The sequence below is a fragment of the Demequina sp. NBRC 110054 genome (assembly GCF_002090115.1).
Taxonomy (GTDB): Bacteria; Actinomycetota; Actinomycetes; order Actinomycetales; family Demequinaceae; genus Demequina.
The window spans coordinates 588,172-600,952 of sequence record NZ_BBRK01000004.1 but is presented as its reverse complement, the minus strand read 5'-3'; the positions used below and the strand labels follow the sequence as shown (position 1 = coordinate 600,952).

Below are 12,781 nucleotides of genomic sequence, written 5' to 3'. Positions count from 1 at the left end.
CCGCATCGAGCGAGCATCGCGGGGAATCCCTTTCCTCCATGCCGTCTCCGCGACGCCCCGTGCTGGCCGCGCCGTGCACCCCCTCAATGGTGCCGTGTCCTCTGGCGAGGGCCGCTGGTTCCCGGCCCTGCGCCACACCGCTCCCGGGACCGCCTCTCCGCGACGTCACTCGCGGTCGGCGGTCCCGGGAGGTCATTCTTCCTAGCGCCCCGAGGCCACCACACCCCTCCTCCACGGTGGTCACGGACCAGATCGCGGATCCCCTATGCCCGCGATCGCACGGCACGGCCGCGCATCGACCCGTCGGTGCGCGGCCGTCGTCGTCTTCCCCGGCGGTGGCGGGCGAACGGGACGATGCGGGTGCGGCGAGCGCTCCCGCGTCAGCTGACCTTGCGGCGCCCCTCGAAGGCGCGGCCAAGGGTGACCTCGTCGGCGTACTCGAGGTCGCCGCCGACGGGCAGGCCCGAGGCGAGGCGCGACACCTCGACGCCCATCGGGACGAGCATGCGGGACAGGTAGGTCGCGGTCGCCTCGCCCTCGATGTTGGGGTCGGTCGCGATGATGACCTCCTGGATCTTGCCGTCGCCGAGTCGGCCCATCAGCTCGCGGATCCGCAGGTCGTCCGGGCCGACGCCGTTCATCGGATCGATCGCGCCGCCGAGCACGTGGTAGCGGCCGCGGTACTCGCGGGTCCGTTCGATCACCACGACGTCCTTGGGCTCCTCGACGACGCAGAGAAGGTCCTCCGCGCGCCGCGGGTCTGCGCAGATGCGGCACTCCTCCGACTCCGCGACGTTGCCGCACGTCGCGCAGAAGCGCACACGCTCCTTGACGGTGGTGATCGCGTCGGCAAGACGCTTCACGTCGACCGCGTCGGCCGCGAGCAGGTGGAAAGCGATGCGCTGGGCGCTCTTGGGGCCCACGCCGGGCAGGTGCCCGAGCTCGTCGATCAGATCCTGAACTGCGCCGTCGTACATGGGGTCAAGAGTAGGCGTCCCCGCTGACTTCGCGGGTCACCTCGGCACCACGGACTCGCCGCGCCGCAGGCCTCAGGACTCGACGATGCGGCCGCCGAGCAGCTTCGTCACGACCTCGACTCCTGCCGAGGCGGAGTCGTCCGCCACCGCGTCGTCGTCCGAGATGTCCTCGTAGTCGTCTGCGGGAGCGGACGATGCGGCAGGCGCGCTGGGTGCTGACGGTGCCGCCGCGCTCGCGGCCGACGGAGCACCGCCGGGCGCCGGCGTCGAGGCACCAGGCGAGGCGGCCGCGGGTGAGACGCCGTGGGATCCCTCGACGCGCACCTTGAGGCCGAGGGTCTCCCTCACCGCAAGCGCGACGTTCTCGGAGTGGGGGCCGCTGCCGAACCGCTGCGCGAGCGCGGGCGAGTCGAAGGCGAGGTGAAGGACCCCGCTGTCGATGCGTCCGACCTGCGCGCTCTGGCTGACCATGGCCCACGTGACGCGGTGACGTTCGAGGGTGCCGAGCACCTCGGGCCAGCGACGGCGCACGAGCTCGGTGTCCTCGGCCCCACCCGCGGCGGTCGGCGCGGAAGCACTGGGCGCGGCGGGCGCCGCTGTCGCAGGTGCAGGTGCAGGTGTGGCTGCGTGCTGCGCAGGAGCGGGCGCGGGAGTTGCGGGCGCCGAGGGTGCCGGCCGAGGAGCGGGTGCCTCCTGGCGCACGACCGGTGTCGCCGAGGTGGGCGGCGCCGGCTCGTCCCACGGCGCTCCCGGCTCCTCGTCCCACGGCGGAGGCTCGGACGAGGAGGCGCTCGCCGCCGCGGGCGGGGTGGCGGCGCGGGTCTGCGTGGTGGGGGCAGGCGTTGCGGGAGCAGGTGCCTGGGGCGCGGGTGCCTGTGCGGGCTCGGCCTGCGGAGCGGCCGGCTGTCGCGGGGCGCCCGCGGGAGCAGCGCCGGAACCCTCGCGCACCGCCCGCACGGCCGCGAGGGCCGCCTGTGCCCCCGAGAGACCGCTGGCGGCGGGCGGCTCGCTCGAGGCGGCGGGTGCGGCACCAGGGGCCGTGTGCGAAGGCACTGCGGTGGGCGCGGGGGATGCCTGTGCGGGGTACGCCTGGGGGACCGCGGCGGGTGCCGCGACCGCCTGCGCCGGGACGTCGGCGGCGAGCAGGCGAGCGCAGAGCAGCTCGAGGTGCAGCCGCGGCGACGTGGCGCCGACCATCTTGGTCAGCGCATCGTTCACGAGGTCCCCGGCGCGTGAGGCGCGCGCGAGACCGAGCGAGCGCGCCTGCTCCTTCATGCTCTCGAGCTGGTCGGCGGGGATCTCGCCGAGGGCCTTCTCTCCCGAGGGGCCGGCAGCTGCGAGCACGACGAGGTCGCGCAGCCGCTCGAGCAGGTCCTCAACGAAGCGGCGAGGCTCGTGTCCCGTCGAGATCACCCGTGACACCACGTCGAAGAGGCTTGCGCCGTCGGCGGCCGCGATCGCGCCCACCGCATCATCCAGGAGCGTCGCGTCGGTGAAGCCCAGCAGCGAGATCGCACGGTCGTAGGTGACTCCCTCGGGGCCCGAGCCGGCGATGAGCTGGTCGAGCACGGAGAGCGAGTCGCGCACCGATCCGCCGCCCGCGCGGACGACGAGCGGAAGCACCCCGGAGTCGACCTTGACCGACTCCGCCTCCGACAGGCGCCCGAGGTAGTCCGTGAGGATGGGCGGCGGGACGAGCCTGAAGGGGTAGTGGTGCGTGCGCGAGCGGATGGTGCCGATCACCTTGTCCGGCTCGGTGGTCGCGAAGATGAAGCGGATGTGCGGCGGCGGCTCCTCGACGAGCTTGAGAAGAGCGTTGAAGCCCTGAGGCGTGACCATGTGCGCCTCGTCGAGGATGAAGATCTTGTAGCGGTCGCGCGCGGGGGCGAAGGCAGCGCGCTCGCGCAGCTCGCGCGCGTCGTCCACGCCGTTGTGGCTCGCGGCGTCGATCTCCACGACGTCGACGGACCCTGCTCCGCCGCGCGCCAGCTCGACGCACGAGTCGCACGTGCCGCACGGGGTGTCCGTAGGGCCGGCCGCGCAGTTGAGGCAGCGCGCGAGGATGCGGGCCGAGGTGGTCTTTCCACAGCCGCGCGGACCCGAGAACAGGTACGCGTGGTTGACCTTGTCGGCGCGCAGCGCCTGCATGAGGGGCACGGTCACGTGCTCCTGTCCCACGACGTCGGCGAAGTCGTCCGGACGGTAGCGGCGGTACAGGGCTGTGGTCACGGGTACGAGCCTATCCGGCGGGTCGGACACCCGGATGCTGCCGGGACCAGTGGGTGCACGCGGGCCATCGTCCGTCGGGGTGTGGACGGCGCCGGCGGGCGGCGGACGGCGCGATGATCCAGTGAGGACGCGGTGCCGACGCTGTATGTTTGCGGTCAAGCCACTACGAGGGACGAGGTTGCGATGGCTTCAGTGACGCTCCGCGAGGTGGCGGCGCGTGCCGGAGTCTCGATCAAGACGGTCTCGAACGTCGTCAACGGCGTCCCGAGCGTCAGGCCCGAGACCCGTGAGCGGGTCGAGGAGGCCATCCGCGCCCTCGGCTATCAGCCCAATCTCTCTGCCAGGCATCTTCGGAGCGGCCGCAGCGGGGTGATCGCGCTCGCGATCCCCGAGCTGCGTCACACCTACTTCGCCGAGCTCGCGGGTGAGGTCATCGCCGCGGCGAAGAGGCGTGGCATGGGAGTGCTCATCGAGGAGACCGGTGGGGACCGCGAAACCGAGCTCGACATGCTCCGGGGGCCGCGCCTCGCGATGGTCGACGGCCTGATCATGAGCACGTTCGCGTTGCGCGATGGCGACGAGGACCTCCTCGACGTGGGCTTCCCGCTCGTGCTGCTGGGCGAGAGCATGGCGAGCCCGCCGGTCGACCACGTGGCGATCGGCAACGTCGGCGGCGCCAAGGCGGCCACGGCCCACCTGCTGTCCTTGGGCCGGCGGCGGATCGCCCTGCTCGGCGTCATGGACTCGGGCTCCTCGAGGCTGCGGCTCGAGGGTTACCGCCAGGCGTTGGCGGAGGCGGGAGTGCCCTTCGACGAGAGCCTCGTCAACGAGGCGGAGGTCTGGCATCGAGCCGAGGGTGCGGCGTCGGTGGTGTCGATGCTCGAGAGGGGGATCGAGTTCGACGCGATCCTCGGATTCAACGATCTGCTGGCGCTCGGCGGGATGCACACGCTCGAGATGCGAGGCATCCGCGTGCCGGAGGACGTGGCAGTGATCGGCTTCGACGACCTCGACGAGGCGCGCTACGCCGTGCCCCCGCTGTCCAGCGTCGACCCCAACCGCAAGGTCATCGCGGACACCGCGGTCGGCTTCCTCGTCGAGCAGATGAACGGTGAGGTGACGCCGTCGACGCCTCGCAGGGTCGCCGCGCCGTTCGCGCTGGTGCCGAGGGCGTCGACGACGGGCTGACCGCCGCCACGGCACGGGCGCGCGCGTGCGCTGCACCGGGTTGACATCCGGACGATGCTTCACGAACATGGGTCTCGCAGCACGGTACAACGTTGGAATACAACGTTGTACCAACCCTGAACCTTCCGGTCCTGCCGGCCGGCTCACTGTCGAGCGGCGGGTCCTCGCACCCTGACAGGTGGAGACGATGCACGCTCGCACACCGCAGTCCATGCCGGCCGTCGCGGCTGCGTTCGCCGTCCTTGCGCCGGGGCCCGTCCGATGACGCCCGCGCGGTCCAGGATCAGCGACACGAAGCGACTGCTGTTCGGCGTCGGGTACGAGGACACGTTCATCGTCGAGCCGTTCGCGGGCCGGCGCGCCCTCGATGAGTACGAGCTGACGCAGCACTACGAGAACTGGGCCGCCGACCTCGGTCTCGCGGTCGATGCCGGTGCCGACTACGCGAGGTGGGGCATCCCCTGGTACTGCGTCAATCCCGAGCGCGGGGTGTGGGACTTCGCCTGGATCGACGAGGTGGCCGACCGGTTCCGCGAACTCGGGCTGCGGCCCGTGATCGACCTCATGCACTACGGCACGCCGCTATGGCTCGAGGGCTCGTTCGCGAATCCCGACTACCCGCAGCATATGGCCGCCTACGCGGCCAAGATCGCCGAGCGGTACGGCGACGTTTTCCGCGCCTTCACGCCTCTGAACGAGCCCCTGCTCAACGCCATCTACTGCGGCGAGTTCGGGATCTGGCCTCCGCACCTGACCGGCGAGCGAGGGTTCGCGACGCTGCTCGAGCGCCTCGGACGAGGGATCGTGGAGTGCCAGGCGGCGATCGCCGAGGTGTCGGGCGGCGAGGCCGAGTTCGTGCACGTGGAGGCGTCCTATCGCTTCACGGGCGAGACCGAGCGCTTCCCCGAGGAGGTCGCGTTCCTGAGGGAGCGTCAGTTCGTGGTCGAGGACCTCGTCACGGGCCGCATCGGCCAGGACCATCCGCTTGCCTCGTGGCTGCTCGCGCAAGGGTTCGCCGAGGAGTCCCTGGCGTGGCATCGCGACCACGTCGCGCTTCCCGACGTCATGGGCGTCAACTACTACCCCCAGGTCTCGACCGAGGCCTTCGTGAGCGGGTCCCGCGTCCCGGCGGGCACCCTGGACGACCCCCGCCCGAGGGTCGACGAGGGGACCGAGGGCCTGGTCGACGTCCTCACGAGGTTCTGGCAGCGGTATCAGGCTCCCGTGATGCTGACCGAGACGAGCGTCGCCGGCGACGCCGCCGCGCAGACGCGGTGGCTGGACGCCTCGGTCGCGACCGTGCACCGCCTGCGCTCCGAGGGCATGCCGATCCTCGGATACACGTGGTGGGCCGTCCTCGACTGGTACACGTGGAACTACCGTGAGCAGAGGGCCCCGCTTCACGACTACGTCACCCGCCAGGGGCTCTGGAGCCTCGTGCCCGAGGCCGACGGATCGCTCCGCAGGGTCCGCACCTCGACCGTCGACAGGTTCCGAGGTCACGCCGCGGCATCCCTCGAGCTCTCGGGCCGGCGGTGACGACCGCCTCTCTTCTCGCCCCTGCCGCCGCCTGGCGCTCGGGCACCCCTGACCCGCGCGCCTTCGTGATCCGGCGCGTCCGCCCAAGAAATGGAGACCAATGATGACTGCAGAGAGACTCCCGCGACTCGAGCTGCGGGACGGGAACACGATCCCCGCGATCGGCTACGGCCTCTTCCAGGTCCCGTCGGACGACGCGCAGCGCCTGATCGAGGAAGCGCTCGCCGCCGGCTACAGGCATATCGACGGCGCAGCGGCCTACGGCAACGAGGGCGCGGTCGGCAAGGCGCTCGCGGCATCCGGGATCGACCGCGACGAGATCTTCGTGACGACCAAGCTGTGGAACGCCGATCAGGGCTACGACAGCGCGCTGCGCGCGTTCGACAGCAGTCGTGAGCTGCTCGGGCTCGACGAGATCGACCTGTACCTCATCCACTTCCCGGCTCCCGAGCGGGGGCTGTTCGCCGAGACGTGGACGGCCTTCGAGCGGCTCCATGCGGAGGGTGGGGCCCGGTCGATCGGCGTGTCCAACTTCATCGAGCCGTATCTCCAGGAGCTCCTCGCGTCCGCGAACGAGGTCCCTGCCGTGCACCAGATCGAGGTCCACCCGACCTACCAGCAGCGCGCGCTTCAGGAGCTCAGCCGCGCGCACGGCATGGTCGTCGAGGCGTACAGCCCGCTGGGCCGGTCGGCCGATCTGAGCGCCCCCGCCGTGGTCGAGGCGGCGGCGCGGCACGGTCGCACGCCGGCCCAGGTGATCGTGCGCTGGCATGTGCAGCACGGCACCGTCCCGCTGCCGAAGTCCGTCAACCCGGAGCGGATCGTCGCGAACCTGGCGGTCGACGACTTCGTGCTCACCGAGGCCGAGATGGGTGCGATCGATGCGCTTGAGGCCGGGAACCGCACCGGCGAGGACATCCCGCACTTCAACTGAACCTGCGGTCACGAGACGATGCGGTCGAGCCCGCAGAGGGCATGAAAGGACCCCCCACGCACCCGCCAGAGCCCGCTTACCCTTGCTTCATTCCTGACCTGGGGGAGTTGGGCGAGATAGCGCCACGTGGGGGGTCTGCGGACAAGTCTAACGTGCCGCGAGGGCGCGTCGAATCCCCGCTCGCGCGCGGTCCCCGACCATCCCTCCGCATCGTCCCCGACCCCACCCCAGCATCGTCCGTGAGGCCCCGTCGCGAGCCGTTTTCGCGGTTCGGCCATGCTCGGGTATCATCTACGGGCCTGGAGGATTCGCCTAGCGGCCTATGGCGCACGCCTGGAACGCGTGTTGGGTGCAAGCCCTCGGGGGTTCGAATCCCCCATCCTCCGCCAGATTGCGCCACGGATCGTGGCAACCCGGTCCGTCGTCGAGAGTGGGGCACGTGAGCGAGAGAAGGGGCGGTCGTCTCCGTACCCGCCGCGAGGTCGTGCGTCGGCATCGTCGCGAGCGCCAGGTCGTCGTCTTCGGCCTTCTCCTCATCGTGATCGCCGCCTTCTCAGTCGGCGCCGCTGCTGTGTACCGCGGCGAGGCCGAGGGTCCCTTCGATGCGTCCTTCGTCACCTCGCTCGAGGACTATCAGTCCACGATCACCCTCGCATGCCCGCCCGCGGACACCGCGCCGCTCGACGCGAGCGAGGTCGCGGTGCGCGTGATGAACGGCACGAGCACCAACGGTCTTGCGACCGACGTGAGCAACACGCTCGAGGGACGCGGCTTCACGATGCTGGGCGCCACCAACTGGTCGAGGTCGTACGACGGCGTGGTCCGCATCATGTTCGGCCCGAACGGGATCGCGCAGGCCTACACGCTCGCGCTCCACTTCACCGACGCGAAGCTCGTGCTCGACAACCGCGAGGGCTCCACAGTCGACCTGGTGGTCGGCGAGGAGTACGACGCGTCGGAGTCGCTCGTGAGCATCTACGACTCCGCGCTCGCCTCAGGTGTGGACCTCTACACGGACGAGGACTGCCTGCCGTGGACCCAGATCGCGCAGGAGCCCGCGCCCGCGACGATCCCGGAGAACCCGCTCGCGACGGCGACCGCCACGCCGAGCGCTTCCGCGTCGTCCTCCGACGAGTAGCAGCACCAGGCCTCTTGCGTCACGCGGTGACGTTCTCAGAACTGGCCGTGCCGGGTCCCTCATCTAATTGACACTTCGGTCGATCTGTTCGGGTGACCGTCCATGAAAGGACCCTCACCGATGACCGCCACCTCTTCCGCCACCCCTGTCGCCGCCGAAGGCGCCGTCTCGACGGGCCGCCTGGGCCTGGTCAAGAGCTACCGCAACTGGGGCATGCGCACCAAGATCGTCTCCCTCGTCGTCGGGCTGGCCGTCGTTGCGACGCTCGCCGCAGGCACGTCGATCTACGCGCTCGGCAAGGTCGCCAGCGCCGCGGACGAGCTCACGACGCTCCAGAACGACGTCTCGTTCACGATTGGGCTTGTGCATCAGGAGGAGCTCAAGGCGCGCATGCTCATCGGCACCGCGGCAGCCATGCCGCTCTCGACCGCGGACGAGGTGGCGCAGTGGGAGGCGAGCATCTCGGAGACCGATGCTGACCTCGCGGCGGCCGCCGCCGACTACGAGGCCGGCATCGCGTCGCTCGGCGACGCCACCGCGACGCTCGGAGGCACCGACTGGGCGGACTTCAACGCGTCCTGGGAGGCGTGGAAGGCCGAGCGCGACAGCGTCATGCTCCCTGCCGCCGCGACCGGCGACCGCGAGGCGTTCCAGGCGGCCTTCGAGGCGGCCTCCGCGACGCTCTCCGCCGCGATCGACTCGCTCGAGGCCGAGGAGACACTGGTCGCGACCGCGTCGAGCGACCTGTCAGCCGAGGCGGCCTCGACCGCGTCGGCCTACACGACCCTCGCGATCATCGTGCTCCTCGTGGGCCTCGCGCTGGGCCTCACCATCGCGGTGATCGCGTCGAACACGATCCGCAAGCAGATCGCCGGCGTTCACGGGGTCGCCGACGCGCTGGCCCGCGGCGACCTCACCGTCCGCTCGGGAGCGACCACGACCGACGAGCTCGGGCGGATGGGCCAGGCTCTCGACGCCGCGACGGCCACTCTCGCCTCCACGATGGAGAGCGTCGCCGAGTCCGCGACCCAGGTCGCGGGAGCGTCTGAGGAGCTCTCGGCCTCGAACCGCCAGGTCGCCTCGGGCGCCGCTCAGATGACCTCTCAGGCCGACGCGGTGTCCTCCGCGGCCACCCAGGTGTCCGACAACCTCGGCGATGTCTCCAAGGGCTCGGACGAGATGTCCGCGTCGATCCGCGAGATCGCGCACTCGGCAGCCGAGGCCGCGCGCGTCGCCGCGCAGGCGGCGACCGCCGCGGACGGTGCGAACGAGCAGATCGGTCGCCTCGGCGTCTCGAGCCAGGAGATCGGCAACGTCGTCAAGGTGATCACGAGCATCGCGGACCAGACCAACCTGCTCGCGCTCAACGCGACGATCGAGGCCGCCCGCGCGGGCGACGCCGGTCGTGGCTTCGCCGTCGTCGCCGGCGAGGTCGGCGAGCTCGCGCGCGAGACCTCGCGGGCGACGGAGGACATCGCGAACCGCGTCCAGACCATCCAGGCCGACGCCGACGGCGCGGTCTCCGCGATCGCCGAGATCAGCCAGATCGTCGAGCGCATCAACGAGTTCCAGTCGACGATCGCCTCGGCGATCGAGGAGCAGACCGCCACCACGAACGAGATGGGGCGCGGCGTCTCCGATGCGGCGGGCTCGTCTCAGAACATCGCCTCGAACATCAGCGGCGTGGCCCAGGCGGCCTCCACCTCCGCGACCGTGCTGGGCGAGATGAACGCCGCGGTCGAGGAGCTTGCCCAGCTCGCGCAGCGCATGCACGACAAGGTGCGAGCCTTCTCGTACTGATCTGACGCGATGCCCGCGCGCGTGGAGCGTGCGGGCATCGCGCGGTCCAGCGGTCTATCCTCGCGATGTGACCGGGTCTCTGTACCGATTCGATGATTTCGCTCTCGATACCGCCGCCTACGAGCTCCGCCGTGGCGGTGACACGGTGCGCGTCGAGCCCCGGGTGTTCGACCTGCTGAGGCACCTGATCGAGCATCGTGACCGTGTGGTCACGAAGGAGGAGCTTCTCGACGAGCTCTGGGGAACGCGCTTCGTGTCCGAGTCCGCGCTCACGACCGCGCTGAGGTCCGTCCGCAAGGCCGTCGGGGACAGCGGGGGTGAGCAGCGGCTGATCCAGACCTCTCACGGTCGCGGCTACCGCTTCGTCGGCGAGGTGACGCAGGACCGCCTTGACGACCCGCCGCGGCCGCCTCACGATGTGCTCCCGCAGCGCATCGAGTTCTGCAGCGCTGCTGACGGCACGCGGATCGCCTATGCGACTGTGGGCGCGGGCCCCGTGCTGCTGAAGGCGGCCAACTGGATCACCCACCTGGATCTCGAATGGGAGAGCCCGGTGTGGAGCCACTGGTTGCACGGACTCGCGCGTGACCGCACGCTGGTCCGCTACGACGAGCGCGGGTGCGGCATGTCGGATCACGCCGCCAGGAGCAACACCTTCGACGACTGGGTCAGCGATCTCGAGACCGTTGTCGAGGCCTCCGGGCTGGAGCGGTTCCCGCTGCTCGGCGTCTCGCAGGGAGGGGCGGTGGCGCTCGCGTACGCGGTGCGTCACCCCGAGCGCGTCAGCCGGCTGATCCTGGCCGGCGCGTACGCGCAGGGCCGGCGGGTCCGGGCGCGCACGCAGGAGGAGCGCGCGGAGGCCGACCTCGACCTCGATCTCGCCCGCGTCGGCTGGGAGCAGGAGGACGCGACCTTCATGCGGGTCTTCGCCTCTCAGTTCCTGCCGCACGGCTCGGTCGCGGAGTGGGACGACTTCACGCGGTTCCAGCAGCGCACCTGTCCCGGTGAGAATGCGGTCGCCTTCCTCGAGGAGTTCGGACGGATCGACGTCACCGCGCTCGTGCCGAAGGTCAGCTGTCCCACGCTGATCCTCCATTCGCGGGACGACAGGAGGGTGCCGGTCTCTCAGGCGACGCAGCTCGCGTCGCTCATCCCGGACAGCCGGCTGGTGCTGCTCGACAGCGCGAGCCACCTCATCGGGGAGTCAGAGCCCGCCTGGCAGGAGTTCCTCGACCACATCGACGGCTTCCTGGCTGGCGACTGAGCGTTCACGGCGGGAGGGCTTCGAGGTGAGCATGGGGAGTCCTTCGACGAATCGGTAAGTCGACACCGACGCTGCTCGCCGAGGGCCGCCACGAGTTCTGGGGAAGGCCTGAGGAGGGACGCGCTCGGGAGGGGGGATGAAGGTGGAGGAGATCCGTTCCCTCCCGAGCGCCCTGCCCCCTTCGCTTAGCGGTGGAGAGCGCCGCTGAAGGCAGTCCAGGACTCCGGCGCGAGCCGGAGGATGATCTCGTCCTCGCCGTGCGCGACCGGGAGCGCGTCGACCATCCCGTAGGCCTCGGCGGCCTCCTGGGACTCGCGCGCGCCCTCGTGGTCCGCGAGGACGGCAGCGCCTCCGCCCAGGCGGAGGACCGCGCCGGGGTGCCGCACCGTCACGGTCCGCTCCTCCGCGGAGCGGTTCGTGACGAACAGTGCGACCTCGTCGGTCTCGGGATCGATCGTCGCGGCGGCGGTCACGACGGGCACGTCGCCGTGCTTCTCGGTGGGCATCGTCTCGGAGTCGATGCGGAGGTCGAGCACGTCTCCTCGCGCGAGGCGCGAGGTGGTCGCGAAGGGGTGGAACGTCGTCTGCCTCCACGCGTCCCCGCCCGGCTCGGTCATGATGGGCGCGATCACGTTGACGAGCTGCGCGAGGCAGCCGACGGCGACGCGATCGGCGTTGTTGAGGAGGGTGACGAGCAGGTCGCCCACCACCACCGAGTCGAGCGCCGAGTAGGCGTCCTCGATGATGCGCGGGGCGTCGCGCTGGATCGGCAGGTTCTTCTCGCCAGGGAAGCGCGACACGAGGTACCAGACGTTCCACTCGTCGAATGACAGCGTGATCTGCTTGTCGCTGCGCCGCTGCGCCCCGACCGCGTCGGCGGACGCCACGACGCGCTCGATGAAGCGGTGCATCCCGGTGCCCGAGCCGAGGAAGGACGCGCGGTCGCCGTCGAGCTCCTCGTAGTAGGCGTGCATCGAGATGTGGTCGACCACGTCGTACGTATAGGACAGGACGGTGCGCTCCCACTCGCCGAACGTGTCCATGTACATGGACGACGAGCCGCACGCGACGAGCTCGATGCCGGTGTCGACGAGCTTCATCGCCTTGCCGGCCTCGGCCGCGAGCTTGCCGTACTCGTGGGCGTCCTTGTGGCCGATCTGCCACGGCCCGTCCATCTCGTTGCCCAGGCACCAGAGCTTCACGCCGTACGGCTTCTCGCGGCCGTTGGCGATGCGCATGTCCGCCCACCTGGTGCCGGCCTCGCCGTTGCAGTACTCGACGAGCGCCGCGGCGGCCTCGACTCCGCGCGTGCCGAGGTTGACGGCCATCATCGGCTCGAGTCCCTCGCGCTCGCAGTACTGGAGGAACTCGTCGGTGCCGACCGTGTTCGGCTCGACCGTCCGCCACGCGAGGTCCAGGAACGGCTTGCGCTGCTCCTGGGGCCCGACCCCGTCCTCCCACACGTAGTTGGAGACGAAGTTGCCCCCGGGATAGCGGACGATCGAGATGCCCAGCTCCTTGGTGAGATCCGCGACGTCGCGTCGGAAGCCGTGCTCGTCCGCCGTGGCGTGGCCAGGCTCGTACACGCCCGTGTAGACGCATCGTCCCAGGTGCTCGACGAAGGAGCCGAAGAGACGGCGATCGATCGGCCCGACGCGGAAATCGGGGTGCAGCGTGATGGTGGTCATGGAGTCCTCCTCGTCGAGGCCGTG

The 12,781-nt window shown here is 70.6% G+C and carries 9 protein-coding genes, 1 tRNA gene and 1 other RNA gene; 7 read left to right on the top strand and 4 right to left on the bottom strand.

Annotation, left to right across the window (positions count from 1 at the left end; all coding sequences use genetic code 11):
* Positions 1-380: 380 nt before the first annotated feature.
* Together recR and B7K23_RS02730 are read right to left on the bottom strand one after the other, a co-directional pair.
* Positions 381-977, bottom strand: a complete 597-nt coding sequence (gene recR, locus B7K23_RS02735; RefSeq protein WP_084124878.1) for a recombination mediator RecR — start codon at positions 975-977, stop codon at positions 381-383.
* 72 nt (positions 978-1,049) lie between these two features.
* Positions 1,050-3,206: a DNA polymerase III subunit gamma and tau gene (locus tag B7K23_RS02730; RefSeq protein WP_084124877.1), complete on the bottom strand. Its 2,157-nt coding sequence runs from the start codon at positions 3,204-3,206 to the stop codon at positions 1,050-1,052.
* Positions 3,207-3,389: 183 nt separating this feature from the next.
* On the opposite strand from B7K23_RS02730, the gene B7K23_RS02725 reads away from it, so the two are divergent.
* The 3 genes from B7K23_RS02725 to B7K23_RS02715 all read left to right on the top strand — a co-directional run bounded on the left by B7K23_RS02725 (position 3,390) and on the right by B7K23_RS02715 (position 6,867).
* The gene (locus tag B7K23_RS02725; protein ID WP_084124876.1) at positions 3,390-4,394 is read left to right on the top strand and encodes a LacI family DNA-binding transcriptional regulator; all 1,005 of its coding nucleotides are present in this window, start codon (positions 3,390-3,392) and stop codon (positions 4,392-4,394) included.
* 261 nt (positions 4,395-4,655) lie between these two features.
* Complete coding sequence (locus B7K23_RS02720; RefSeq protein ID WP_084124875.1) at positions 4,656-5,933, top strand: family 1 glycosylhydrolase; 1,278 nt, start codon at positions 4,656-4,658, stop codon at positions 5,931-5,933.
* Positions 5,934-6,036: 103 nt separating this feature from the next.
* Positions 6,037-6,867: an aldo/keto reductase gene (locus tag B7K23_RS02715; RefSeq protein ID WP_084126088.1), complete on the top strand. Its 831-nt coding sequence runs from the start codon at positions 6,037-6,039 to the stop codon at positions 6,865-6,867.
* A gap of 42 nt (positions 6,868-6,909) precedes the next feature.
* Here B7K23_RS02715 and ffs read toward each other — a convergent pair.
* Positions 6,910-7,006: signal recognition particle sRNA small type (gene ffs / locus B7K23_RS02710), an RNA gene on the bottom strand.
* A 162-nt stretch (positions 7,007-7,168) separates the two neighbouring features.
* Between ffs and B7K23_RS02705 the strand changes: the two genes are divergently transcribed.
* From B7K23_RS02705 to B7K23_RS02690, 4 genes are all read left to right on the top strand, one after another.
* Positions 7,169-7,256, top strand: a tRNA-Ser gene (locus B7K23_RS02705).
* 50 nt (positions 7,257-7,306) lie between these two features.
* Positions 7,307-8,005 (top strand): LytR C-terminal domain-containing protein, encoded by a 699-nt coding sequence (locus B7K23_RS02700; protein WP_143338051.1) that lies wholly within the window; start codon positions 7,307-7,309, stop codon positions 8,003-8,005.
* Positions 8,006-8,125: 120 nt separating this feature from the next.
* The gene (locus B7K23_RS02695; RefSeq protein ID WP_159451282.1) at positions 8,126-9,805 is read left to right on the top strand and encodes a methyl-accepting chemotaxis protein; all 1,680 of its coding nucleotides are present in this window, start codon (positions 8,126-8,128) and stop codon (positions 9,803-9,805) included.
* Between the two features lie 67 nt (positions 9,806-9,872).
* Positions 9,873-11,069, top strand: a complete 1,197-nt coding sequence (locus B7K23_RS02690; protein WP_084124872.1) for an alpha/beta fold hydrolase — start codon at positions 9,873-9,875, stop codon at positions 11,067-11,069.
* Positions 11,070-11,254: 185 nt separating this feature from the next.
* Here the strand turns inward: B7K23_RS02690 and B7K23_RS02685 are convergent, their stop codons facing one another.
* Entirely contained in the window at positions 11,255-12,757 is a 1,503-nt protein-coding gene (locus tag B7K23_RS02685) for an alpha-N-arabinofuranosidase (protein WP_084126087.1), read from the bottom strand.
* Positions 12,758-12,781: the final 24 nt, after the last annotated feature.

Coding starts and splice junctions, on each gene's coding strand:
- B7K23_RS02720 (WP_084124875.1), top strand. CDS start 4,656: ATGACGCCCGCGCGGTCCAGGATCAGCGACACGAAGCGACTGCTGTTC.
- recR (WP_084124878.1), bottom strand. CDS start 977: ATGTACGACGGCGCAGTTCAGGATCTGATCGACGAGCTCGGGCACCTG.
- B7K23_RS02725 (WP_084124876.1), top strand. CDS start 3,390: ATGGCTTCAGTGACGCTCCGCGAGGTGGCGGCGCGTGCCGGAGTCTCG.
- B7K23_RS02695 (WP_159451282.1), top strand. CDS start 8,126: ATGACCGCCACCTCTTCCGCCACCCCTGTCGCCGCCGAAGGCGCCGTC.
- B7K23_RS02685 (WP_084126087.1), bottom strand. CDS start 12,757: ATGACCACCATCACGCTGCACCCCGATTTCCGCGTCGGGCCGATCGAT.
- B7K23_RS02715 (WP_084126088.1), top strand. CDS start 6,037: ATGACTGCAGAGAGACTCCCGCGACTCGAGCTGCGGGACGGGAACACG.